Origin of the sequence: Salinivibrio sp. VYel1 (assembly GCF_009377945.1) — a bacterium.
In the GTDB taxonomy this organism is placed as follows: domain Bacteria; phylum Pseudomonadota; class Gammaproteobacteria; order Enterobacterales; family Vibrionaceae; genus Salinivibrio; species Salinivibrio siamensis.
This window is the reverse complement of sequence record NZ_RSAM01000015.1, coordinates 19,562-43,344: the sequence shown is the minus strand read 5'-3', so window position 1 is coordinate 43,344 and position 23,783 is coordinate 19,562. Positions and strand designations below refer to the sequence as shown.

Sequence of the window (23,783 nt, the reverse complement as noted above, 5' to 3'; positions counted from 1 at the left end):
GGACGACGTGACACAGGATGTGTGGTGGGTGTCGAACGACAAGGACGCAGGAAGCGACTGACACGCAGGTATGCGACCCACGATAACAGGACGTTGATACTAAGGCGCCAAGCGCCATGAGTCAGGGATGAACAAGGTACCAGGACGGACACTATCCGCTTATTATCGCAAGCGCGATACGCGACAGGCTTTATGCCTGTCGCTTTTTTATTGACCCACTTTCTGCTACATTCGCGCCAGCTTTTGGCATAGATGAATGATATGCAGCATTGCCCTTTATGTGAGCACACAACAACCCATCTTTATCATACCGACAAACGCAGAGCGTACCTTCAGTGCGCGGCGTGCGCGTTGGTGTTTGTTGAGCGCCAGGCATTGCTCGCGCCTGAAAATGAGAAAGCTATCTATGACTTACACCAAAATCACCCTGAGGATGACGGTTATCAGCGTTTTTTATCGCGCGTGATCAACCCTTTACTCGACCGCTTATCGGTGCCAGCAAAGGGATTAGATTTTGGTTGTGGTCCTGGGCCTGTCTTGGCCAGTATGCTGCGAGACGCAGGGCATGATGTCGCCTGCTATGATCCCTTCTATGCGCCACAAACCGACGTACTGGATGCACATTATGACTTTATTACCTGTACGGAGGCCATCGAGCATTTCTATTGGCCAAAGGTGCAATGGCAGCAGTGGTTGTCGATGCTCAAGCCGGGGGGTTACTTGGGCATCATGACCAAGCTGGTTAAAGATCCAGACGCTTTTTCACGCTGGCACTATAAGAATGATCTGACGCATGTCAGCTTTTTTAGCCGATATACATTCCAGTTTTTAGCTCACCAAGCGGGGTTGGAACTGACGTTTATCGGCAACGACGTAATTTTAATGAGGAAACCAGAGTCATGACGCGTAAAAAGAAAACGCGCCGCGTAGGATCGGAAGGCCCGGCGCAATACGTAGATAAGAATCAGAACGAGCAAGACCGCATTGCGCGAATGCTGAAAAAGCAAAAAAAGCGTAAAGGCAAAAAAGCCGGCTCGCGTCATTCAGAAGAAGACAACAAGCAAGTGCGTCGCAGCGGTGGCAAAAAAGACCCGCGCATAGGCAGTAAAAAGCCGATCCCATTGGGTACGGATGCAGAAAAATCTAAGCAACCCAAGCTCACACCAGAGCAAGAGCTAGCCAAGCTTGAGCAAGATCCACAATTGAACGTGTTGTTGGATAGAATCGAAAATGGCGAGAAATTAGGGGCGGGTTTACAAGCTTATGTGGATGAGAAGTTGGATCGGATTGAGGTGCTGATGGAGAAACTGGGCCTGCTTGCCGACGATAACGAGTTGGATGATGACGACGACCTGCTGGCTAAATTTGAGCAACAGGACGATTAACAAGGAGTAACCGGTGCAGGAGTGGATCTGGATATTGGCAGGACTTGGGGCGCTCATTATTTTAGCGCTATCGGTTTACGCAGGCGTATTGCTGGCGAAGTTAAAGCGACAAACCAAGTGGCAAGCCGAGATGAAAGAGGCAGCGATCATCCAACGCAATGACAAAATCATTGAGAGTGTTGATGTGATTGCGTTTGCCGCACTACAGAATCAATGCGATTTATCGGAGGCTGCGATCCGTCTTTACATGATCATGGATCATCTACAAGGCGATAAACGGGTTGCGTTTGATAGCAGCTACCCGGCCTTGTTTGAACTGTATGAGGCGGTAAAAGATACCCCTCGCGGTGAGGCAAGGAAGGGATTGAAAAAGAATGAGCGCATGCGACTCGACTTAGACCGAGCCAAACATGAAGCGCGTTTGGAAGAGGCGATAAAAGTTGAGCTTGCGGAAATCCTCGCCTTCACCGGCGCGCGTCACATCCCTGATCATATCCTCACGCACTAAGTGTGACTGTCTGGAATGCAGCCTATCGTGGCTGCTTTCCTCTGTCATTTTGCCTCAATACCCTTATAATTATTGGGCGAAAATCGATCTCACCGACACTTTCGCAACACCAGTGCGGGTAGTGCTAAACACCTTACTCAAGGCTGTGGCACACTAGACGCTGTTACTCCTTTCCTAAGCGCTTTTGCGGAATGTAAGCCATGTCATCACCACAAATCATTTGGGATCAAGCCCTTATCAATAAGTACAACTATTCAGGGCCCCGTTATACGTCGTATCCGACGGCACTCGAATTTCATGAGGCGTTTGCGCCCGCGGAATTTGATATGGCGTGTAGTCAGTACCCTGAGCGCCCGTTGTCGTTGTATGTGCATATCCCGTTTTGCCATAAACTTTGTTATTACTGTGGCTGCAATAAAGTGGTGACACGGCACCAACACAAGGCGGATGAGTATCTAGATGCGCTTGAGCACGAAATCCGTCAGCGTGCTTTCTTGCTGGGTTCACGTCGAGTGACTCAGCTGCATTGGGGCGGTGGCACGCCCACCTTTCTCACCAAGGCGCAAATCTCCCGCTTAATGGGATTGTTGCGTCAAGAGTTTGGTTTTGAGCGCGATGCGGAAATCAGCATTGAAGTCGACCCGCGCGAAATTCCACTCGATATGCTCGATCACCTGCGGAGCGAAGGTTTCAATCGCATCAGTATCGGGGTGCAAGACTTTGATAAAAAAGTGCAGCAGCTGGTCAATCGCGAGCAAGATGAAGACTTTATTCACGCCTTGGTTGAACGTGCCCGTGAACTGGGCTTCCGCTCCACCAACCTCGATTTGATTTATGGCTTGCCCAGCCAATCTCCAGAGGGGTTTGCCAAAACCTTAGCGCAAGTTTTGACGATGCGTCCGGGTCGACTCTCAGTGTTTAATTACGCGCACTTGCCTAATTTGTTCGCGGCGCAGCGCAAAATCAAAGAAGAGGATTTACCGTCTCCGGACGCCAAGCTCACCATGTTGCAAGACACCATCAATACGTTAACAGGGGCAGGCTATCAGTTTATCGGGATGGATCACTTTGCTCTGCCTGATGATGAGCTGGCGGTGGCGCAGAGAGAAGGGCGTTTACATCGCAACTTCCAAGGCTATACCACGCAAGGTGACTGTGATTTGCTCGGACTCGGCGTATCGGCGATTTCGATGATTGGTGATTGTTACGCGCAGAACCAAAAAGAGATGAAAGCGTATTATCAGCAAGTGGATGCTGAACGCCATGCACTGTTTAAAGGCGTGATGCTTGAGCCGGACGATCGCATTCGTCGTGATGTCATAAAAGCGCTGATGTGTAACTTCACCTTAGAGAAAGCGGACATTGCGACACGTTACCAGATAGATTTTGATCAGTATTTTGCTGAAGATCTGGCGTTACTGCAGTGCTTTATTGATGACGAGTTGGTGCAAGTGACCGATCAAACGATTACGGTGACCAAAACAGGCCGTATGCTGATCCGCAATATCTGTATGAGCTTTGATGTTTATTTGCGAGATAGAGCGCGTCAGCAACAGTTTTCGCGGGTGATTTAGCCTAAAAAAAACCGCCAAATGGCGGTTTTTTTACGGCGCGAGGCTCGCGTGGAGAGGCTCTACGGCGACCTAGCGTGTTGCCGCGTGGGCTGTCAGTGCGGATTTCTCGCTATCAGACAAGAAAGCAATCGAAAGACCATTTTCTTGCAATGTGGTGATTTGCGCAGGGGTTAAGCCTGCGGCAGGGGCAGCCACTTCATACTCATAGGGCAGCTCAATGCCTTCTACCGCTGGGTCGTCGGTATTCAAGGACGCCAAAATGCCATGGTCGAGGAATTGACGCACAGGATGTTGTGCGAGATCGGCAATGGTGCTGGTTTGGATGTTTGACGTCAGGCAAGTTTCGATACCTATCTGGTGTTTAGCCAAATAATCCATCAGCGCTGGGTCCTCTATTGCCTTGACCCCGTGACCGATTCGGGTGGCGCCGAGCTCATTGATTGCCTGCCACATACTGGCGGCGCCAGCGGCTTCGCCAGCGTGCACGGTGACTTGCAGGTCGCTGGCCCGTACTTTGGCAAAGTGCTCGGTGAATTGGTCACCTGGTTGGCCCAGCTCATCTCCGGCCAGATCGATGGCGACTAAGTGTGATTTTTGCGTCAGTAGCGCATCGAGCTCGGCCATACATGCTTGCGTGCCGAAAGTACGGCTCATGATACCAATCAAGTTGGTTTTCACGCCAAAGTCGCGGCTACCCGCCTGCACACCATCTACCACGGCTTCTACCACCCCTTCGAGGGGGAGCTGATGCTTCAGCGCCATGTAGTAGGGCGAAAAGCGCAACTCGGCATAATCAATTTGAGCGTTTAAGGCATCTTCTACGTTTTCGTAGGCGACGCGACGAACGGCATCTAAATCACCTAATACTGCCACGCCCCAATCGAGCTTAGACAGGAACGCGACCAAATCGGGTTCGGTCTCAACCACTTGCACATGTGGGCGCAATGACTCGATATCAGTGGCGGGCAGCGGCATCGCAAATTTTTGCCCTAATGCCAAAATGGTTTCGATACGAATATTGCCGTCTAGGTGGCGGTGTAAATCCGTCACGGGTAAGTCTTTTCTTATCATCATCGGTTCCCAGCAGGTGAGTTGGGGCTCAGTATAGCGAGTGACCTGCTCATCGTCAGTAGTCAGTGTGTCGATGGCGTGACAGCTATCGCGTGGGGAGCTTGTCCGTTACCCGTTCTGTTGGTTGCTCGGTGAGGGGCAGCGGTTTGGCAAACAAGAAACCTTGTGCAAAATGGCAACCGATGTCGCGCAGCCGCTCGGCTTCTTCCTGGGTCTCTATCCCCTCGGCCACTAGGTGTACATCCATGCCACGTGTCATGGCAACCACGGCTTCAATGATGCGTTGGTTGGTGCTGTTTTCAGTCATCGAGTGAACGAAGCTGCGATCAATCTTAAGGCTATCAAACGCCATTTGGTGAAGGTATGCCAGCGATGAATAGCCGGTGCCAAAGTCATCGATAGCAATTTTAATTCCCAGCGCACGGATTTTGGTTAACCCTGAAGTTGCCAAGTGTTCGTGGCTCATCAGCTGTGACTCAGTGATCTCCAAGGTTAAATTATCCGCTGGCAGTTGAGTACGATCCAGCACGCTTTGCAGTTTGTCGATAAAGTCAGCCGACAGTAGCTGACGAGCGGATAAGTTCACGTGTAGCTGATAATTGGCTGGCCATAAGCCTTTTTGAATCTGCGCCACGGTGTCATAGGCGGCTTGCTCAAGTACCTGCATGCCGATTTGATTAATCAAGCCACTTTGTTCCGCCACGGGAATGAATTCAGCCGGGGAGACCATACCGCGTGTAGGGTGGCGCCAGCGCACCAAGGCTTCTGCGCCGCAGAACCGGCCATCAAGCAAGCGGACAAAGGGTTGGTAATAGACCTCAAACTGGTGATGCTGAACGGCGTGATGAAGCTCGAGGAGAAGCCGTGATTGCTCTTGAATCCGTGCCTGCATATTGGCTTCAAAGTACACGTACATCGCTGTTTCACTGCGTTTGGCTTCACTCAATGCGAGACCAGCGTGATCAAGGCCTTCATAGATGGCATCGCCAAAGGTGTAGCCAAAGACTACGCCCGCACATGCGTCGACCAGGACATCATCGTTGCCAATGGTGACGGGGCGCTTAAATAAACTCAATAACTGATCGACCAATGCCTCTGATTGCGTTCGGTTAGTGGTATTGGGCGCGAGAACGGCGAACTCATCGCCACGTACGCGTGCCAGTAGCATCCCAGAGCCATCGGAGAGGGCGCTGAGTCGATCGGCAATCGCGCATAAAAGCGTGTCCCCGCCTTCTTGTCCCAGGCTGTCATTAATATTACGAAAGCCATTGATCCCCAAAATCACCAAGGTATTGGGAGCGTGATAGCGTAAGCCAGCGGCCTGTTCAATCAAGCCTTCTCGCGTATAGAGTTGCGTGAGGTTATCTTGGCGGACTTGTTGACGCAGCGCATTGAAAGAATGCTGCAATTTGACCGACATATTATTAAACGCTTCTTTGAGTATCGCGATTTCCCGCAGGCTTGCGGGTGTATTGATGCGGTAAGTCAAGTTGCCGGATGCCAGTTTGGCTGCCGCTTCAGCGGTGTCTCTCAATGGGCGAGTCAGTTGGCGTATAATGAAATACACCACCGCAAGCCCGACCAGTGCCATGGTTACCACCAGATAAATACTGATTTCTTGCTGGCTAAGAAGGTTTTTTAACAGTAGCTGGTCGGGCAGTGCGACCACCACATACCATTGATGCTGAAAGGGAGCGGGCATTGCCACTTTTTTAATGGTGCCATAAAAATGGCCCTTATCGGCAATATCGAAATTAAAGGGCTTGCCTAAACGGCTGGGGTCGGGCGGCCACGCATTTGCGACCTGGCTAATCGTATTGTCGAGGACTGGGTTATGGCTAATATCGGGAAAATGCAAGATATTGCTGGGGCTCTCTTGGCCACTGTGGGCGATCATCCGACCCTCATCGTCGACAATAAATAATGCCCCCCCAAGTTTTTGTTGACGCTCACTTAAGAAGCGATTAAACGCATTGAGCTTGATGTCGCTGGCGACCACGCCCCACACATTATCATCGACCATCACCGGGGCGATGGCCGATAAGGAGACTTCGCCGACCTCATCGGCATCACGGTAAATGTCGGTCCAGCGCGGCTGCTCGCGATTGAAAGCAGGAATGTACCATGGTCGGATGCGTGGATCGTAGTAGTTGTCTTGATAAATGACGTTAGCGTTTGGCGTGCGGCCATCAAAAATACGCAGCGTACCCTGGGTCGCGTCACTTTGCTCCATCAAAATATACTGACCTGCTTGGCTTTTACGGTAGCCGAAATATTCGCCCTCGGCATCGACGCCAATGCTTAATACCTGCATGTAAGGCATGGCTTGGTAGAGGGAGGTGTAGCTATTGAGAAGATAATCACGCAGCCCTGCGTCAGTCATTGGCGCATCGCCAAGCCGGGCGGCTAGGCTGTCGGCGACAAAGATGTTGGCATTAAAGGGGTGAGCAAGATACTGGCGCAAGTCTCGCTCAATACCGACGGAGTAGTCTTCGAGCAATAACTTGCCGACAAATTGCGAGCTGGCGCGATAGTGGTTGTTGATGGTAATAATGATCACGACCAGCGTGAGTGTTAGGACGAGAAACACGGGGAGCATCACGGCAGCGCGTATCGACAATGGGCGTAAGTTTCTCATCAGGACAGCAACTTTACTCTTATAAAAAAAACAACATGATTGTTAGATTTTACCTCAATCTCTTTACTTAAATTTAGCAGAGGTTCAAAGAGTGTCAGTTTCAATAATGAGTTACGACTCAATATTTAGCTCTTTGAGTTTACGTGTCAGGGTATTACGCCCCCACCCTAAAATTTTAGCTGCCTCTTGTTTGTGACCATGCGTGTGCTTGAGCGCCGATTGTAACAAGATGCGTTCAACACTGGGGAGCGCTTGTTGCAAAATACCATGTTGTCCTTGTGTTATCGCATCTTGCGCCCAATACGTGAGAGCCTGCTGCCAATCATGGGCTTCATTGTCGGTCATAGCACTTGGCTGGTTGAGCAGCTCCCTTGGGAGATCGGAGGGCAGCACCTCCTTACTGCTGGCCATCACGGTCAGCCAGCGGCAGGTGTTTTCTAGCTGGCGGACGTTACCCGGCCAAGGTAACTGGCTCATCATGGTTTCTGTGTCTGGGTGGAGTTGCTTGGCTTCGACATCCAGCTCTTTGGCCGCGCGGGCAAGAAAATGCTGACATAGCTGGGGAATATCTTGGCGCCTATCTTTGAGTGAGGGCAGATGAACGCGGATCACGTTCAAGCGGTGAAACAGGTCGTCTCGGAAACTGCCTTCTGTCACCAAGCGTTCGAGATCTTGGTGGGTAGCCGCGATAATGCGCACATCCACATCGACCGCCGCGTGACCGCCGACCCGATAGAATTGACCATCCGCTAGCACACGCAGTAAACGCGTTTGCACATCCAATGGCATATCGCCAATCTCATCGAGAAATAACGTCCCCCCATTGGCTTGCTCAAAGCGTCCTTGCCTGACCGCGTTGGCCCCAGTAAATGCCCCTTTTTCATGACCGAACAGCTCGGACTCAATCAAGTCTTTGGGGATGGCGGCCATATTCAGGGCGATAAAGGCTTGATTGGCCCGCGGACTATGACGATGTAGCGCTTGGGCGACTAGCTCCTTACCCGTGCCCGACTCACCATTGATTAACACCGAAATCGAGGAGCGTGACAGCCGGCCAATGGCACGAAACACCTCTTGCATCGCGGGCGCCTCGCCGATGATCTCTGGTGTCTGCGTTTGCGGCTGTTGTGACGTTTGTTGCTTTTGCTGCTCTTTATAGTGGGCCAGTGCGCGCTCAACCAGTGCCAGCGCTTCATCAATATCAAACGGCTTGGGCAGGTATTCAAACGCGCCTTTTTGGTAGGCGTTAACCGCGGCATCTAAATCCGAGTGCGCGGTCATGATGATCACGGGTAAGTCAGGGTGTTGCTCTTGTACCGTTTTTAGCAGCGCCAGCCCATCGCTACCTGGCATGCGAATATCGGAGACCAACACATCAGGGCGACGTTCATGCAGGGCACTGAGTACATTTTCAGCATTGCTAAACGTATCGCAGGTGAGGCCGGCGGCACTGAGGGTGCGTTCCATCACCCAACGAATGGAGCTGTCATCATCAACAATCCAAATGGTCCCTTTACTCATGTGGCGTGTCCTTTTCAATGATTGGCAATTGGATGGTGAAGCAGGTATGGCCTGGCCAGCTATTCACGTCAATTTTGCCTTGATGCTGATCGATTAAATGATGGGTGATAGCGAGTCCAAGCCCATTGCCGTCAGCCTTGCTCGTCACCATGGGGTAAAACAAGGTATCCTGCAAATGCGGCGCGATCCCAGGCCCATTGTCGATGATTTCAATTTGCGCGACCACTCGGTGACGCTCGCCATGGATCACGGTTTGAAAGCCTGTACGCGTGCGGAGCGTCAAACAGGCGTCAGGCTGACCGCGTATGGCATCGGCAGCATTGGTGGCGACGTTGAGAATCGCTTGCTCAAGCTGCTCAGGATCCATCTCAAAATCGGGTAAGCTGGGGTCGTAATCGCGAATGATCTGGATGCCTTCGTGGTTATCGAGGCTGATCAATTGGCGGACTTTTTCCAACACAACGTGAATGTTTTGTCGTTGGCGCAACCCAGGGCGCTGTGGCCCCAGTAAACGGTCGACCAAGTTTCGCAATCGGTCGGCTTGCTCGATAATAATTTGCGTATATTCAGCCAAGTTCGCATCAGGCAGCATCTTTTCTAGCAACTGTGCCGCCCCGCGTAAGCCGCCGAGCGGGTTTTTTATTTCATGTGCCAAGCCGCGTACCAACTCTTTTGCCGCTTGTTGTTGCGCTTTTTGGGTAAGCTCCTTACTGATCCTTTGTTGTTGGCTGACCACATTCACTTCCAGTAACAGCCGTCCCTCATCTTCTTGATCAAACAACGGACTGGCGCTGAGTTGCACCTTTTGTGGCTGGCCGTCCACCACCCAGGTCACATCACTGTCCGTCAAGCTTTGCCCGGCACGTGTGGTGTTGGCAATTTGTCCCCAGTCGACGCTGGCGTGCTGAATCTGCGCGGTGAGCGGTTGTGTCAGCAGGCGCCTGGCACTTTGGTGCATCAGCTGCTCGGCGGCCGCGTTGACGTACTGAATACGCCATTGGCTATCCACCACAATGATCGCGGTGAGAAGATGATCGAACAGTTGAGCGGGGGTCATCTGTGTTGCGTCCTTGTTTGCACTGTTTTGGTGCATTGAGTGTAATCGAGATCCTTGCTTGATGCAGCTTGCACTGCCGGGTTTGTGAATTCATCGGCGTTGCCGCGGATTAATCATGCGTTCGATGTGGCTGATTCACATGGGCGCGATGCAAATACACCTGATGCTCAGAGGATGATGCAATTACCTTGCCGCTTTCTAAATAGCGGACTTGAAAACGATGGGTGCCCCTGTCTATCGGGCTGAGGTGCCATTGTAGTGTGAGCTGTGAGGCGCTACGCGTCTGCTTAGGGTGAGCCTGAACGGGGTTACCGTCCATCACCAGCTGGACCTGGTCGCTTGGGGAAGCCGCCGGAGCAAGGGTGGCTTTTACTGAAACCTTACCGGGATTATTACGTAACGTCGCGCCATCACTGGGGTGAACCAGTGTGATCGCCACGTTTGATTGACTGGCGGGCTGGGTGGTTGTCTGCGGCGGTTGCGTTAACGATGGCGACACCGGCGAGGGAGCATAATGCCGCACTTGGTGGGGCGCATTGGGAGGCTGATCACTGATATGCCACTGTCCGTTTTGATCCCGCCATTGGTAAATCGTGCCAGCCTGGCAGGTGACAGTGAGGCTGAACACGATGATGGCTATCCAGCGCATCGCTTACCCTTCTTTTTCTGAAGATATGGACCATGATAAGCCACATCGTGCGGGTAAAAAGCACAAAAAAGCCCACCTGCGAGGTGGGCAACAATTTGCGTTGTTTGCGCGCTTATACCGAGTAGTACAACTCGAATTCTACGGGATGCGTGGTCATTTGGATGCGCTCAACATCTTCGCCTTTCAGCGTGATGTAAGAATCAATGAAGTCATCCGAGAATACGCCACCTGTGGTCAAGAATTCACGATCCGCGTCAAGCGCTTGCAGGGCCTCTTTCAGTGACTCGGCAACGGTTGGGATTTCCGCTGCTTCTTCCGCTGGCAAGTCGTACAAGTCTTTGTCCATGGCATCGCCAGGATGGATCTTGTTCTTAATCCCGTCTAGGCCAGCCATTAGCATGGCAGCGAAGCAGAGATACGGGTTGGCTGTTGGGTCGGCAAAGCGAAGCTCAATACGGCGTGCTTTCGGGCTCGGTACCACAGGGATACGGATTGACGCTGAGCGGTTACGTGCTGAGTAAGCCAACATGACCGGCGCTTCAAAGCCTGGGACCAGACGCTTATACGAGTTGGTTGAGGCGTTGGCGAATGCGTTGATCGCACGCGCGTGCTTGATGACACCGCCAATGTAGTACAGTGCGGTTTCAGACAAACCACCGTATTTGTCACCGGCAAACAGGTTTTGACCATCTTTGGCAAGCGACTGGTGGACGTGCATTCCTGAACCATTGTCACCAACCAGTGGCTTAGGCATAAAGGTTGCCGTTTTACCAAAGGCGTGCGCGACATTGTGAACCACGTATTTGTAGATTTGAATTTCGTCGGCTTTGGTGGTCAAGGTGTTGAAACGGGTGGCAATTTCATTCTGACCCGCGGTCGCTACCTCGTGGTGATGTGCTTCAACCACTAGACCCATTTCCTCCATCACTAATGACATGGCAGAACGGATGTCTTGTGATGAATCAACCGGTGCAACTGGGAAATAACCGCCTTTCACACCAGGGCGGTGACCTTTGTTACCCCCTTCGAGAGCGGTGCCTGAGTTCCAGCTTGCTTCGACGTCGTCAATTTTGTAGAACGAGCCAGCCATATCGGTGGCAAATTTGACGTCGTCGAATAAGAAGAACTCTGGCTCAGGACCGATGAGAACGGTATCGGCGATGCCGGTTGCGCGCATGTAATCTTCTGCGCGTTTAGCAATTGAGCGTGGGTCACGGTCGTAGCCTTGCATGGTTGAAGGCTCAAGAATGTCACAACGGATATTCAGGGTGCTTTCCTCGGTAAAAGGGTCAAGCACGGCAGAGCTTGGGTCAGGCATCATCACCATGTCTGACTCATTAATGCCTTTCCAGCCCGCAACCGATGAGCCATCAAACATTTTGCCTTCTTCAAAGAAGTCATCATCAATCTGATGTGAGGGAATAGAAACATGTTGCTCTTTACCCTTGGTATCGGTAAAGCGCAGGTCGATGAATTTCACCTCGTTTTCTTGGATCAGTGCGAGCACGTTTTCTACTGACATGTGAAATAACCTCCGGTGTCAAATTGAGTAAATAGCGAGTTGGCTCCTTGCTTCATGACAAAGCGAAAACCGTGCCAACAATTTTAAGCCGCGCCAAACCGCGTTTAACGCGATAAAACCGTGTGCAGCCTGGGTCAAAAGCGTGCAATGTGCACCATTATAGTGCAATCGTGATCGCATATGGTGCAAAGGGCAAAGACGGTGCGCCGCTTTGCACGAGATGCGTGCAGGCATCGTCCCCTCTCTTTGTAGCAGACAATGCATGACAAGAGTGTGGACGGTCTTTAAAAATTCATTTTTCTCTCATCACGATGAATCCTTGTATTTGCACAATAAATAACCAACTGTGACAGGGTGAACCCTGAGTGACGGTGAGCCAATTCACATAATAAGGTGGGTTTTGCGACAAAATCTGGTACATTACGGCCGTTTTTTTAATCAGGTGGCGGTGCCGTCGTGTTAGCATAGCTCGCCAACTTCGGCGCGCGCCCCGTCTATCGAGTGAAAAAGAGAGTCCATGACCAAAATACAGACAGATAAACTAAGAAATATCGCCATTATTGCCCACGTTGACCACGGTAAAACCACGCTAGTGGATAAGCTGCTGCAGCAATCCGGTACGCTGGCTTCCCGCGGTGAGGTGGAAGAGCGTGTCATGGACTCAAACGACATTGAGAAAGAACGTGGCATTACCATCTTGGCCAAGAACACTGCCATTAACTGGAATGACTACCGCATCAACATCGTTGATACCCCAGGACACGCCGACTTTGGTGGTGAGGTTGAGCGTATCATGTCGATGGTTGACTCCGTACTACTGGTCGTCGATGCGGTAGACGGCCCGATGCCGCAAACCCGTTTTGTGACCCAAAAAGCCTTTGCCCATGGTTTGAAACCGATTGTGGTGATCAACAAGATTGACCGCCCTGGGGCGCGTCCTGACTGGGTGATGGATCAAGTCTTTGACTTGTTTGACACCCTCGGTGCGTCGGATGAGCAATTGGATTTCCAAGTGGTTTACGCGTCAGCCCTTAACGGCTGGGCGAGCCTAGAAGAAACCACAGAAGGCGAGGATATGGAGCCGCTGTTCAACGCGATCGTTGATAACGTTGATGCACCGGATGTCGATATCACCACGCCGCTGCAAATGCAGGTGTCTCAGCTGGATTATAACTCTTATGTGGGTGTGATCGGTGTGGGTCGTATTACACGTGGCTCAGTGAAGCCGAACCAGCAAGTCACGATTGTGAGTGCAGATGGCAGCAAGCGTAACGGTAAAGTCGGCAGTGTTTTGGGCTACATGGGCCTAGAGCGTCATGACGTTGATGAAGCCTCTGCGGGCGATATTATTGCCATTACGGGGTTGGGTGAGCTGAAAATCTCAGACACGATTTGCGATCCAAGTAATGTGGAAGCCTTGCCTGCACTGACGGTGGATGAGCCCACTGTGACCATGACCTTCCAGGTGAATACCTCGCCGTTTGCAGGTCTCGAAGGTAAATACGTTACGTCACGTAATATCCTTGAGCGTCTGCAAAAAGAGCTGGTCCACAATGTGGCACTTCGCGTGGAAGAGACCGATAACCCAGATAAATTCCGCGTGTCTGGCCGTGGTGAACTCCATCTGTCTATTTTGATCGAAAACATGCGTCGCGAAGGCTTTGAGCTGGCGGTATCGCGCCCAGAAGTGATCATCAAAGAAGAAAACGGCGAGAAATTCGAACCGTTTGAGACAGTGACCATTGACGTGCTCGAAGAGCATCAAGGTGGCGTGATGGAAAGCATCGGTCTGCGTAAAGGCGAGCTGACGAACATGCTTCCAGATGGTAAAGGCCGTGTACGCATGGACTTTGTGATGCCATCACGTGGTCTGATTGGTTTCCAAACAGAGTTTTTAACACTGACCTCTGGCTCGGGGCTGATTTATCATACCTTTGACCATTACGGTAAGTACAAAGGTGGCGATATTGGCCAGCGCATTAATGGTGTGTTGATCTCAAATGCGGCAGGTAAAGCACTGACTTACGCACTGTTTAACTTGCAAGACCGCGGACGCTTGTTTGCCGAGCACGGTGACGAAGTATACGAAGGTCAGGTGATTGGTATTCATAATCGTGCCAACGATCTGACCGTTAACTGCTTGAAAGGTAAGCAGCTGACCAACGTTCGTGCATCAGGTACCGATGACGCGCAGGTATTGAGCCCAGCGATCAAGTACACCTTGGAGCAGGCGCTTGAGTTTATCGATGATGATGAACTGGTTGAAGCGACGCCGGAGAGCATTCGTATCCGTAAGAAGCTATTGACCGAAACCGAGCGTAAGCGCGCAGGTCGTAAAGGTTAATCACGCGGGCATCACCGCGCGATGTGGACAAAGGGCACCCTCGGGTGCCTTTTTTATTGGCTAGCGTTTAATTGAGGGTTTGGATAAAGCGATTTGACGCTTGGATTGCGCGTTGCATGTCAGCGACTGCGCGGTCTATCTCGTCCGAAAGGGCATCCAACTCACCTTGTAACGCACCAATTGCGCGGGCATTGAGGTTGTGTTTGAGATAAAGCCGGTTATCTTGCAAGGTGTTCAGTACCGGTGTCATGGTTTGTTCGGCACGACGCATGGCATCACGTAATCGCTCGTATTCCTCACGAGTCTGGCGTAAGCGCTGCTCACTATCACGCTGTAGGCGTCGATTCGTGTACAAGTCTAATTCTTCTTCCCACTCATCAAACAGCGCGTCAGAGACAGATTCAAGGGCGTCGATGCGTTCACGCACGCGGGTGACGGCATCATGGCTTTGCTGGTACTGACTATCGACTGCCTCATAGGCGGCTTGTAGCTCTCCCCCCTCAAACCCCGTGAGCTGGCTTAAAGCTTGTCGTGCGTCTTTAAATTTTGACTGCGCCGCTTGCTGCGCATCAGCGGCGTCTTCCACTCTGTCGACCATGATATCGCGTTTATGGATGCCCACTTGCTCCATCGCCGAGTAATAGGCAGACTGACAGCCGGTGAGTAGGGTTAAAAAGGTCGCAAGCATAAAGATAACCCGCACAGGCAACTCCTTAATCATAAATCATGTACACTCATTACGCTTAAGGCTAACACAAGGTTAAGGTGGAAGGATGCGCAAAATTGGGATCCTGGATGAGAAAAGGTGGTGTCATTATCGTCATTGGTTGATGGCGATGCTGACCCATTTATGGCGGCGTATGGGCGAAGATCGGCTCACGGTGAGTGCGGGCCATATGGCGTATGTGACCCTATTATCTTTGGTCCCCTTGGTGACCGTGGTATTATCCGCCTTTTCGAGTTTTCCTGGTTTTTCAGAGGTGGGTGAGACGTTACAGCAGTTTGTGATTAACAACTTTGTGCCGGCTGCTGGCGAGGTGGTGGCACGCTACCTCAATGAGTTTGTTGCTAATGCCGGCAAGATGACGGCAGTGGGGGTGAGTTTTTTGTTTGTGGTGGCCATCATGCTGATTTCCGCCATCGACAAAAGCCTGAATCACACCTTTAAAATTCAGACCAAGCGACCCACAATGATCGCCTTTTCCATCTATTGGATGGTGCTCACCTTAGGGCCAATTCTTATTGGCACCAGCATTGCGTTGAGCTCCTATTTAACCTCGCTGTCGTTATTACAAAGCGGGATTGCCAATGATTTGTTTACCACTTTATTGCGCGTTTTGCCCTTTATCCTGACCACATTGACCTTCATGGGGCTTTATACGTTGGTCCCCAATACGCGCGTGCGTCTGCGCCATGCCTTTGCCGGGGCGGCGGTGGCGAGTATCCTGTTTGAATTAAGCAAGAAAGTCTTCGCCCTCTATGTGACGCACTTTCCCTCGTATCAACTGATTTATGGCGCGTTGGCGGTGATACCCATTCTCTTTGTCTGGGTGTATTTTAGTTGGTGTATCGTATTGTTTGGTGCCCAAGTGACGGCGACGCTGAGAGAGTCTGAACGTTGGTGGCCGCGCGCGGAGGGCGACGCTTCTCATTTTGGGTCGAGCGCTCTGGATGCGTCATCTCCCCCTTTAACCATTGAAAAAGAGGAAACCCATGATCGCCCTCATTCAACGCGTGAGTGAAGCCAATGTGACCGTAGAAGGCACTCGCGTGGGCTGTATAGGAAAAGGCTTGGTCGTGCTGCTAGGTGTCGAGAAAGGCGACACCGAGACTCAGGCAGCCAAGCTGGCGCATAAAGTGCGCGGTTATCGCGTCTTTGAAGATGACGAAGGAAAAATGAATCTTAATGTGTCACAGGCAGGGGGATCGTTACTGGTGGTCTCTCAGTTCACCCTCGCGGCTGACACGAAAAAAGGAATGCGTCCAAGTTTTTCAGGGGCCTCGCCCGCCGAAGCGGAACGCCTGTATGAGGTGTTTTGTCATGATTGCCAACAGGCTGGCGTGAAGACGCAAACCGGTCAGTTTGCTGCAGATATGAAGGTGAGCTTGGTCAATGATGGGCCGGTAACTTTCTGGCTTCAGGTATAAATGTGCGCCTAACAGGGAGAGATAGGCATGTTTAAAATCGTCACGCCACGCACAGAGCAAGAGCTTGCGCGTTACTATGACTTTCGCTATCGCATGTTGCGCGAGCCTTGGCATGCGCCGCGCGGCTCAGAGCGCGATGCCTACGATGGCAATGCCTGTCATCGGATGATTGTCGACAGTGATGATGACCCCGTCGCCATCGGGCGTCTTTACTTAACCCCAGACAACGATGGTCAGATCCGTTATATGGCGGTCTCTCCCGATTTTCGTAATCGTGGCCTCGGGGCGCTCATATTAATGGCACTAGAGTCATTGGCCCGGCAAGAGGGGGCCAAGCGTCTTGTGTGCAGTGCGCGAGAAGAGGCGGTAAGCTTTTATGCTCAACATGACTTCATTCGTCAGGGGGATCTCAGTGATGAGCGCGGGCCGATTCGTCATCAACAGATGGTGAAACCCTTAGACCCTTTGTCTGATGTGGTACGTCATCCTGAGTGGTGTACCGAGCTGCAGCAGCGCTGGCAAGAACAAATCCCTATCAGCGATAAAATGGGGGTGCAGATCAGCCAATTCACCGGCTATCACTTTGAAGTTTGTGCCAATTTAAATGCCAATTTGAATCCGCGTCACACCATGTTTGCGGGCAGCATTTTTAGTCTTGCCACGCTCGCGGGTTGGGGAATGGTGTGGCTGTTAATGAAAGAGCGTCAACTCAGTGCGGATATTGTCCTCGCAGACAGCCACATTCGTTATCGTCGCCCGGTGGCGGAGCGGCCAAGGGCGAGTGTATCGCTGGATAACTTGAGCGGTGAGCTTGATAGGCTGGAAAACGGTCGTCGGGCGCGTGTCACGCTCGAAGTCGAGTTTTTTAGTGGCGACGATAAGGCCGGCGTGTTTACCGGCACTTATGTGTTGCTGCCATCAGACGATGGTGCCACCGCACAGCCTGCCCCTCAGTTGGCACTACTGCGTTAACGTACACTTGGGGTGGCGGTTTGATAAATCGGCCAATCAATCGACACGGATGTGTCCCCCTGAAGAATACCCGTGATATGGCCACGGTCGGCTTTTAGAGAAAGTTGTTCAAACGGGAACGACCGCGACTGACGTTGCTGGGTCGGCGTTTTTTGAAACCACCCAGACATTCGTTCTGGCCAGCCTTTATCTGGCGTGACATCCGCGTGGCCATTCAGCAGGGTAACGGCAAGGGTGCCATTTAACCCCACGTTGAAACTTTCGGTATCAGACGCCAGCCCAGACCATTGCCCTTGAAGATCGTGAAACCCGCCTAAAGGCAGCGGCCAGTCAAACCATGATTGATAAAGGGATAAGGGGACGTGTAGGCCGTCAATTTGGAATGACCATGGTAGGCTCGGCGTGTTGTAATTCCACTGGCCGGAGGCAGCAAGCTGACCATCGGAAAAACCCAGTAATAATTGACGTAGATTGACGAGCCCATCGCTCGCTTCTACGCGTAAGTAGGGTTCAGCCAGCCACTGCTGATTGATGCTGGCATAGCTGGCGCTCGCGGTCAGTGTTCCATGGCGTAATTGCCACTGCGTGTCATGCCGCAGACGCAGATCGCGCCCATCGATATCAATGCCATCCACCTTGACCGGGAACCCTGGCGATAACGCTAACCACTCATTGTGTTTCAGCGACAGATCGGTAATGACGATATGTGGCGGCCAATCTGGCAATGCGCCTATCAGCGGCCTAAGCCGTTCGCGGCTGAGGGTGAGGCCATTGGCGCGTAGCCTGTCTATCTGCCAAGCTTGGGGCGAAAATTGGCCGGAAAGCGCGATAAACCCTTCATGCCACTGACTGGTGAATTGATTGACTATCCACGTATCACCGCGACGCTCCAGCTCCCCTAACGGTTGCTCCCACGTTTGCCCTTGCCAACGGATATAGTCGGCATTAAACGAGGCGCGTAGCTGAGGTTGATGCCACCAAGGCGACTGAGGGGTAAACGCTAATTGTTCCGCTGAAAAGGTCAGGGCATTGACCGACAGATGATCCGTTTCGGCACTGAGTTGACGGACGTCCGCTCGAGCGATGGTGACCTGGGTGTTTGACGGCCAATGTGACAAGGCTTCGCGGAGCCGCTGTTGTGTTTGCTCACTATCCACAATGGCATTGCTAATGGTCAATTGGCTCAAGGCGAGTGCACCAGGTTGCCATTGCCCTTGGGCGCTAAAGGCAGCACGTTGCCATTGAAATGAGACGCCATTGAGTTGCCAGCCTTTTGGCGAGGGTTGGGCATCTAGGAGGGCATCAGAGACCGTTAGGTCGTGCCAATCGATCTGTTTGGCTTCCCATTGTGCGCGACCACGGACCGATCCCCATGGTGAGTCGCCCTTTTGCCACTTATCAAGCTGGGCACTCACTTGGTGCGCTTGCCAATCTCGTCCAATGAGATTTAGGTCGTTGAACAAGATACGACCGATTTGCAGGGACGCAGGCAACATCTCTAGGCTAGGTGATGGCGTGCGGCCCGTCAGATCGATAGACAGGCCATCAATCCGCAGCCAGTGAATGTGTGGCAACCGGGTAGCATCAAGTTGTACGCGCAGCCGGTCGGCCTGCCAGTGTTGCGGACCGACGTGATAGTTAGGCTTGGTGAGGGTCAAACTCAGTGGCTGACGCCAATGATAGACCACCTGTTTGGCGGAGAGATCGCCTGGCAGCAAAGGTGACACGACATGATGAAACAGCGCGGTGCTGTAGCGTGTGTGAAAGAGGACTGCTAACACCAATAATGCGGTGACACAGAGAATGAAAAAGCTGGCGAACAGTTTGGCCAGGATGCGCATGAACCAACCCTATTAAGGCAATCAGTAGCAATAAGACTGGCGCAAAAGTGTCGTCACTTCAACTATTAGCCAGTATCTCGGTCGGGGAAGAGGCCCCCATATCGCACGCGCGATACGGGGGTAGGGGGTTAGTCTAGCTTAGGTCCGGCTGAGACCAGCGCGGCTCCTTCGGGGGTGTCGGTATATTTTTCAAAGTTATCGATAAAGCGTTGTGCCAGATCGTTGGCTTTGCTTTCCCACTGAAGAGGATCGACATAGGTGTCACGCGGGTCAAGAATGCCGTCGCTCACTTCGTCGAGTGAGATGGGCACTTCCAAATTAAAGATTGGAATTGACTTGGTCTCCGCTTTTTCGATGGAGCCATCTAAAATCGCATCAATGATCGCACGCGTATCCTGGATGGAGATCCGTTGGCCTGAGCCGTTCCAGCCCGTGTTGACCAAATAGGCTTCCGCGCCGGCGGCTTCCATGCGTTTGACCAACACCTCTGCGTACTTGGTCGGATGCAAGGTCAAGAAGGCGGCACCGAAGGCGGCGGAAAACGCTGGTGTGGGCTCGGTAATACCACGCTCAGTGCCCGCGAGCTTAGCCGTGAAGCCAGATAAAAAGTGGTACTTGGTTTGCTCTGGCGTCAGCTTAGACACCGGGGGCAGCACACCAAAGGCATCCGCCGACAAGAAAATCACCTTGTTGGCATGCCCCCCTTTTGATACCGGCTTAACGATGTTATCGATGTGGTAAATTGGGTAGGAGACACGGGTGTTTTCTGTTTTGGTGTTGTCGTCAAAGTCGATGGTGCCATTGCCGCGAACGGTAACGTTTTCCAGCAATGCATCACGGCGAATGGCGTTGTAAATATCGGGTTCTGCTTCTTTCGAGAGCTTGATGGTTTTCGCGTAGCACCCGCCTTCGAAGTTAAACACACCATGGTCGTCCCAGCCGTGTTCATCATCACCAATCAGCTGGCGTTTGGGATCGGTAGAGAGGGTGGTTTTGCCGGTGCCGGATAAACCAAAGAAGATGGCGACATCACCGTCTTTACCCATGTTCGCCGAGCAGTGCATCGAGGCGATATCTTGCAGTGGCAAGAAGTAATTCATCATCGCGAACATGCCTTTTTTCATCTCGCCGCCGTACCAGGTACCGCCGATGAGCTGCATGCGTTCGGTGAGGTTGAATACGGTGAAGTTTTCCGAGTTCAAACCTTGCTCGCGCCATTTGGTATTGACACACTTGGCACCGTTCATCACCACAAAGTCGGGCTCAAAGTCTTTCAGCTCTTCATCGGTTGGGCGGATAAACATGTTTTTCACGAAGTGTGCTTGCCACGCTACCTCGGTGATCACGCGAATACGTAATCGAGTATTTGGGTTGGCGCCACAATAGCCATCAATCACAAACAGGCGCTTGCCTGATAATTGATCAGTGACGAGGGCTTTCAGATCTTTCCATACCGCTTGGTCAATCGGCTTATTATCGTTTTTGCCTTGATCAGACCACCAAATGGTATCGCGGGTGGTGTCATCGCGGACGATGTACTTATCTTTTGGTGAGCGGCCGGTAAAAATACCCGTATCTACCGCCACCGCGCCGAGCTCGGTCACCACGCCTTTTTCGTAGCCTTCCAGCCCAGGTTTGGTTTCTTCCTCGAACAGTTGCTCATAAGAGGGGTTACGGATGACTTCTTTGACATTTTCCAGACCATGACGGGAAAGATCGATGTCAGCGACCTCGGGTTCGACGTTCAGGACAGTCATAGGTGCTCCTTGGGGTAAGATGTTGTTAACTGTCTTTGTGCTAGCAACCTGAATATGTGATTTCAGGGACTGACTCCATATAAGACTGCACACTGGGGTTATTTTGATTGTAGGGTACGGACCACCAGGTGCCATGTCATAGACATGGTAACGCTTAGTTAATCGTTTGCGCTACCCAAAGACCTATTATTGTTTGTACAAAAATAATGCGAGAAAAAATGTGAGTTAAGTCGGGTAGGAATAAGAAAAAAGCCAGCATAATGCTGGCTTTTGAACTCCGTCAGGTGGATTTGCTTCGGAGCGCTAAAAATGTAGCACGCTGTTACTGCATTTGTGAGGAAGAATCCGCGTTTTGCTCGAAAATAGCTGCAACATCAACACTATCGAAAGCGTAATCTGTGCCACAATAATCACAATGCAAATGAATCGTTCCCATTTCAGCCACCATTTTATCCACTTCGCTACGCTCAATGGCGGCGATCGCGCTGGCACTGCGCTCACGTGAGCAGCTGCATTTGAATACCACCTCTTGCGCTGGATACAGCGTGACTTTTTCTTGGTGGTACAAACGATACAGCACATCTTTAGCAGACAGGCTAAATAGCTCTTCGTTTTTAATGGTTTCAGTCAACTGAGCCAGATGCTCGAAGTCGCTGTTGTCGCCTTTGCCATCTGGCAGGATTTGCAGCATCATCCCAGCCGCATGGGGCTTACCGTCGTGCTCACCCGTGCGCAACCAAAGGCGAGTCATCAGTTGCTCGGAACGGGCGAAGTAATCTTCAAGACAGGCTTGTAAGTTGTCAGACTCAAGACCGACAATCCCTTGATAGCGTTCACCATCGACAGGCTCAATGGTGATGATGAGTTGGCCTTTGCCCATCATCTCCGGCAGGGTTGCATCGTCTTTGACTTCGCCCTTGACGCGAGCCGTTCCCCGCAGCTGCTGGTGGTGATCCCCATTAATCACAGCGAGAGAGACAGGACCATCGCCTTGCAGTTGCACTGTGATTGAGCCGTTAAACTTGAGCGTAGCGGTCAATAAGCTGGTCGCGGCGAGCATCTCTCCCAGCAAGGCATTGACCGGCGCCGGGAAATCTTGGTTTTCAAGTATGCGCTGATAGGTGTCATCGAGCTTGACCAGCTCACCACGAACAGACACATCTTCAAATAGGTAACGGTGTAGTTGATCGTTTGACATGCAATCTCTCTCCGGCAATGGCGCGAATGCGACCTTAATCTATGCCTTGTTTAAATTTACGAATATCTCGGCGTTGCTTTTTATCCGGCCGCCCATCAGGACGTGGGTTGTGTGCATTTAAGCGACGCATTTCTGACTCGTGCTCGCGCTTGGCGAGGCTGCTCTCGGTTTCTTGATACAAGGTTTGCGCGATCGGCGCCCCCTGCCGCTGCTCCGAAAGCGCCATGACAGTGACGGTTTTTTCATCATTGCCTTGGCGAAGGCGGATTTCTGCTCCGACTTCTACCATTTTACTCGGCTTAGCACGTTGGCCATTGTACTGTACTTTGCCCCCGTCAATCATATTGCGCGCAATGGAGCGCGTTTTGTAAAAACGGGCAGCCCATAGCCATTTATCTAACCTGACCGCCGTCAAGGGCGTTGATGCGTGGTTTTTCATCATCCAACTCCTGCGCAATCTGGATCGGCGACATTAGCACAAAATTTACTTTAGAGCAGTATCACAGCATCGTGGTTCCGCTGCCCGTCCAGTCGATGACTTCGATAAAATACCGATCTATGACTGAAAAAGTCTCACTATCACACAGTGTTTTTGCTAGTATGCCCAGCTTTTCGTAATCTAATGATGGAACTTGCTGGCAAAAAAAGCCATCAATGGATAAACGGTGACCCAAATTGGTTTAAAAGGCATGATCTCTCAGGCAGGACGCCAACATAATCGCTTCTCTTTGTCGCCACACACACTGCGTCGCGCTGCCCCTTGGCTCAATATTGGCCTAGCCTGCGTGCTCGCATGGTTGGCAGGTCGTCTGGTGTGGGCTTTTTATCAGCCTGCGCCTCCTACGCAGTCGCCTGTGATGCACGAAGCGTCCACCTCTCAATCCCCCGGGAACAGGCTGTCTCTTGCACCTGTGATCAATGCCCAGCTTTTCGGGCGTTATCAAACCTCAAAGGCGCAGCGTCGACAAGCAGTGAGCGAGGTGCCGGAAACACGCTTGCAATTAACCTTGGTAGGGGTGGTGGCCAGTGACCAACCATCCCGCGCGTTGGCGGTGATCGCCAATCGCGGCCAGCAGGCCACCTATGGGGTGGGTGAGCAGGTGAACGGCACCCAAGTCAGTATTGACCAGGTGTTGTCAGATCGGGTGATCTTACGCCAGGGAACACGGCGAGAGGCATTGTTGATGCCAGGCGTAGAGGCGGATAGTACGCCGCAAACCGTCTTTTCACCGTCAAAAGGGGAGGTGGCGCCCCCAAAGCCCGCGCCCCATGAGGGAGCCAGCACTGACTGGCCGGTCAATCTTGCGCAGCAGCTCAATCAAAATCCTCAGCGTCTATTTGATTATGTGCAGCTCGCGCAAGTGGGTGATGCCAAGGCGCTGAAAGGCTTTCGTCTCACCCCTGGGAAAAACCCGGTGTTGTTTGAACAATCTGGGTTGCAGTCTGGGGACATCGCGATTGCGATTAATGGCCTCAAGCTCAGTCGTTCGGTGGCACTGCCCGACATTCTCAGTCGCATTCAACAACATGGCACGCTTGATCTGGTGGTCGAGCGGCAAGGACAGCAACATGACATCTCGATTCAATTATAAATTACA

The 23,783-nt window shown here is 51.9% G+C and carries 20 protein-coding genes; 9 read left to right on the top strand and 11 right to left on the bottom strand.

Features of this window, described 5'->3' with window-relative positions; translation table 11 throughout:
- The first annotated feature begins 261 nt into the window (after positions 1–261).
- The 4 genes from EHW58_RS13540 (at position 262) to hemN (ending at position 3,467) form a co-directional block, all read left to right on the top strand.
- Entirely contained in the window at positions 262–903 is a 642-nt protein-coding gene (locus tag EHW58_RS13540) for a class I SAM-dependent methyltransferase (protein ID WP_077607199.1), read from the top strand.
- Positions 900–1,385 (top strand): Der GTPase-activating protein YihI, encoded by a 486-nt coding sequence (gene yihI / locus EHW58_RS13535; RefSeq protein ID WP_152797011.1) that lies wholly within the window; start codon positions 900–902, stop codon positions 1,383–1,385. The genes EHW58_RS13540 and yihI overlap by 4 nt, the downstream gene beginning before the upstream one ends.
- A gap of 13 nt (positions 1,386–1,398) precedes the next feature.
- Positions 1,399–1,893, top strand: a complete 495-nt coding sequence (locus tag EHW58_RS13530; RefSeq protein WP_370517864.1) for a DUF2489 domain-containing protein — start codon at positions 1,399–1,401, stop codon at positions 1,891–1,893.
- Positions 1,894–2,093: 200 nt separating this feature from the next.
- Entirely contained in the window at positions 2,094–3,467 is a 1,374-nt protein-coding gene (hemN, locus tag EHW58_RS13525; RefSeq protein WP_046074450.1) for an oxygen-independent coproporphyrinogen III oxidase, read from the top strand.
- A gap of 69 nt (positions 3,468–3,536) precedes the next feature.
- On the opposite strand, the gene add is transcribed toward hemN, so the two are convergent.
- The 6 genes from add to glnA form a co-directional block, all read right to left on the bottom strand.
- A complete protein-coding gene (add, locus tag EHW58_RS13520) occupies positions 3,537–4,538 on the bottom strand; it encodes an adenosine deaminase (protein ID WP_077639133.1) in 1,002 nt (333 codons plus the stop codon).
- A gap of 85 nt (positions 4,539–4,623) precedes the next feature.
- Positions 4,624–7,176 (bottom strand): EAL domain-containing protein, encoded by a 2,553-nt coding sequence (locus EHW58_RS13515; protein ID WP_152797008.1) that lies wholly within the window; start codon positions 7,174–7,176, stop codon positions 4,624–4,626.
- 111 nt (positions 7,177–7,287) lie between these two features.
- Positions 7,288–8,697 carry a nitrogen regulation protein NR(I) gene (glnG, locus tag EHW58_RS13510; protein WP_152797006.1) on the bottom strand — a complete coding sequence of 470 codons (1,410 nt, stop codon included), beginning with the start codon at positions 8,695–8,697 and terminating at the stop codon, positions 7,288–7,290.
- On the bottom strand, positions 8,690–9,754 hold the full coding sequence (gene glnL / locus EHW58_RS13505) for a nitrogen regulation protein NR(II) (RefSeq protein WP_152797004.1): 1,065 nt from the start codon (positions 9,752–9,754) through the stop codon (positions 8,690–8,692). Before glnL ends, glnG begins: the two co-directional genes overlap by 8 nt.
- 109 nt (positions 9,755–9,863) lie before the next feature.
- Entirely contained in the window at positions 9,864–10,403 is a 540-nt protein-coding gene (locus EHW58_RS13500; RefSeq protein ID WP_152797003.1) for a DUF4124 domain-containing protein, read from the bottom strand.
- A 112-nt stretch (positions 10,404–10,515) separates the two neighbouring features.
- Positions 10,516–11,925: a glutamate--ammonia ligase gene (gene glnA, locus EHW58_RS13495; RefSeq protein ID WP_046074445.1), complete on the bottom strand. Its 1,410-nt coding sequence runs from the start codon at positions 11,923–11,925 to the stop codon at positions 10,516–10,518.
- A 517-nt stretch (positions 11,926–12,442) separates the two neighbouring features.
- Between glnA and typA the strand changes: the two genes are divergently transcribed.
- A complete protein-coding gene (gene typA, locus EHW58_RS13490) occupies positions 12,443–14,269 on the top strand; it encodes a translational GTPase TypA (protein ID WP_046074444.1) in 1,827 nt (608 codons plus the stop codon).
- A 67-nt stretch (positions 14,270–14,336) separates the two neighbouring features.
- Here the strand turns inward: typA and EHW58_RS13485 are convergent, their stop codons facing one another.
- Positions 14,337–14,978, bottom strand: coding sequence for a DUF2959 family protein (locus tag EHW58_RS13485; RefSeq protein ID WP_370517865.1), 642 nt, complete (start codon positions 14,976–14,978; stop codon positions 14,337–14,339).
- 64 nt (positions 14,979–15,042) lie between these two features.
- On the opposite strand from EHW58_RS13485, the gene EHW58_RS13480 reads away from it, so the two are divergent.
- Genes EHW58_RS13480 through EHW58_RS13470 form a run of 3 tightly spaced genes read left to right on the top strand, consistent with a single transcriptional unit; the run spans position 15,043 to position 17,389 of the window.
- Positions 15,043–16,011: a virulence factor BrkB family protein gene (locus EHW58_RS13480; protein WP_077579495.1), complete on the top strand. Its 969-nt coding sequence runs from the start codon at positions 15,043–15,045 to the stop codon at positions 16,009–16,011.
- Positions 15,983–16,417: a D-aminoacyl-tRNA deacylase gene (gene dtd, locus EHW58_RS13475; protein WP_046074442.1), complete on the top strand. Its 435-nt coding sequence runs from the start codon at positions 15,983–15,985 to the stop codon at positions 16,415–16,417. The genes EHW58_RS13480 and dtd overlap by 29 nt, the downstream gene beginning before the upstream one ends.
- A gap of 27 nt (positions 16,418–16,444) precedes the next feature.
- On the top strand, positions 16,445–17,389 hold the full coding sequence (locus tag EHW58_RS13470; protein ID WP_046074441.1) for a bifunctional GNAT family N-acetyltransferase/hotdog fold thioesterase: 945 nt from the start codon (positions 16,445–16,447) through the stop codon (positions 17,387–17,389).
- On the opposite strand, the gene EHW58_RS13465 is transcribed toward EHW58_RS13470, so the two are convergent.
- The 4 genes from EHW58_RS13465 to hslR all read right to left on the bottom strand — a co-directional run bounded on the left by EHW58_RS13465 (position 17,386) and on the right by hslR (position 22,624).
- The gene (locus tag EHW58_RS13465; protein ID WP_152796999.1) at positions 17,386–19,230 is read right to left on the bottom strand and encodes an AsmA family protein; all 1,845 of its coding nucleotides are present in this window, start codon (positions 19,228–19,230) and stop codon (positions 17,386–17,388) included. The two genes, EHW58_RS13470 and EHW58_RS13465, sit on opposite strands and share 4 nt — an antisense overlap.
- Before the next feature lie 128 nt (positions 19,231–19,358).
- On the bottom strand, positions 19,359–20,987 hold the full coding sequence (pckA, locus tag EHW58_RS13460) for a phosphoenolpyruvate carboxykinase (ATP) (RefSeq protein ID WP_152796997.1): 1,629 nt from the start codon (positions 20,985–20,987) through the stop codon (positions 19,359–19,361).
- Positions 20,988–21,309: 322 nt separating this feature from the next.
- Complete coding sequence (hslO, locus tag EHW58_RS13455) at positions 21,310–22,185, bottom strand: Hsp33 family molecular chaperone HslO (protein WP_046074438.1); 876 nt, start codon at positions 22,183–22,185, stop codon at positions 21,310–21,312.
- Between the two features lie 34 nt (positions 22,186–22,219).
- Positions 22,220–22,624 (bottom strand): ribosome-associated heat shock protein Hsp15, encoded by a 405-nt coding sequence (hslR, locus tag EHW58_RS13450; protein ID WP_101494489.1) that lies wholly within the window; start codon positions 22,622–22,624, stop codon positions 22,220–22,222.
- 226 nt (positions 22,625–22,850) lie between these two features.
- On the opposite strand from hslR, the gene gspC reads away from it, so the two are divergent.
- Positions 22,851–23,777, top strand: a complete 927-nt coding sequence (gspC, locus tag EHW58_RS13445; protein WP_152796995.1) for a type II secretion system protein GspC — start codon at positions 22,851–22,853, stop codon at positions 23,775–23,777.
- Positions 23,778–23,783: the final 6 nt, after the last annotated feature.

Bases quoted from the DNA above. Each gene is read 5' to 3' on its own strand.
- EHW58_RS13540 (WP_077607199.1), top strand. From the start codon at position 262: ATGCAGCATTGCCCTTTATGTGAGCACACAACAACCCATCTTTATCAT.
- yihI (WP_152797011.1), top strand. From the start codon at position 900: ATGACGCGTAAAAAGAAAACGCGCCGCGTAGGATCGGAAGGCCCGGCG.
- hemN (WP_046074450.1), top strand. From the start codon at position 2,094: ATGTCATCACCACAAATCATTTGGGATCAAGCCCTTATCAATAAGTAC.
- add (WP_077639133.1), bottom strand. From the start codon at position 4,538: ATGATAAGAAAAGACTTACCCGTGACGGATTTACACCGCCACCTAGAC.
- EHW58_RS13515 (WP_152797008.1), bottom strand. From the start codon at position 7,176: ATGAGAAACTTACGCCCATTGTCGATACGCGCTGCCGTGATGCTCCCC.
- glnG (WP_152797006.1), bottom strand. From the start codon at position 8,697: ATGAGTAAAGGGACCATTTGGATTGTTGATGATGACAGCTCCATTCGT.
- glnL (WP_152797004.1), bottom strand. From the start codon at position 9,754: ATGACCCCCGCTCAACTGTTCGATCATCTTCTCACCGCGATCATTGTG.
- EHW58_RS13500 (WP_152797003.1), bottom strand. From the start codon at position 10,403: ATGCGCTGGATAGCCATCATCGTGTTCAGCCTCACTGTCACCTGCCAG.
- glnA (WP_046074445.1), bottom strand. From the start codon at position 11,925: ATGTCAGTAGAAAACGTGCTCGCACTGATCCAAGAAAACGAGGTGAAA.
- typA (WP_046074444.1), top strand. From the start codon at position 12,443: ATGACCAAAATACAGACAGATAAACTAAGAAATATCGCCATTATTGCC.
- EHW58_RS13480 (WP_077579495.1), top strand. From the start codon at position 15,043: ATGCGCAAAATTGGGATCCTGGATGAGAAAAGGTGGTGTCATTATCGT.
- dtd (WP_046074442.1), top strand. From the start codon at position 15,983: ATGATCGCCCTCATTCAACGCGTGAGTGAAGCCAATGTGACCGTAGAA.
- EHW58_RS13470 (WP_046074441.1), top strand. From the start codon at position 16,445: ATGTTTAAAATCGTCACGCCACGCACAGAGCAAGAGCTTGCGCGTTAC.
- EHW58_RS13465 (WP_152796999.1), bottom strand. From the start codon at position 19,230: ATGCGCATCCTGGCCAAACTGTTCGCCAGCTTTTTCATTCTCTGTGTC.
- pckA (WP_152796997.1), bottom strand. From the start codon at position 20,987: ATGACTGTCCTGAACGTCGAACCCGAGGTCGCTGACATCGATCTTTCC.
- hslO (WP_046074438.1), bottom strand. From the start codon at position 22,185: ATGTCAAACGATCAACTACACCGTTACCTATTTGAAGATGTGTCTGTT.
- hslR (WP_101494489.1), bottom strand. From the start codon at position 22,624: ATGAAAAACCACGCATCAACGCCCTTGACGGCGGTCAGGTTAGATAAA.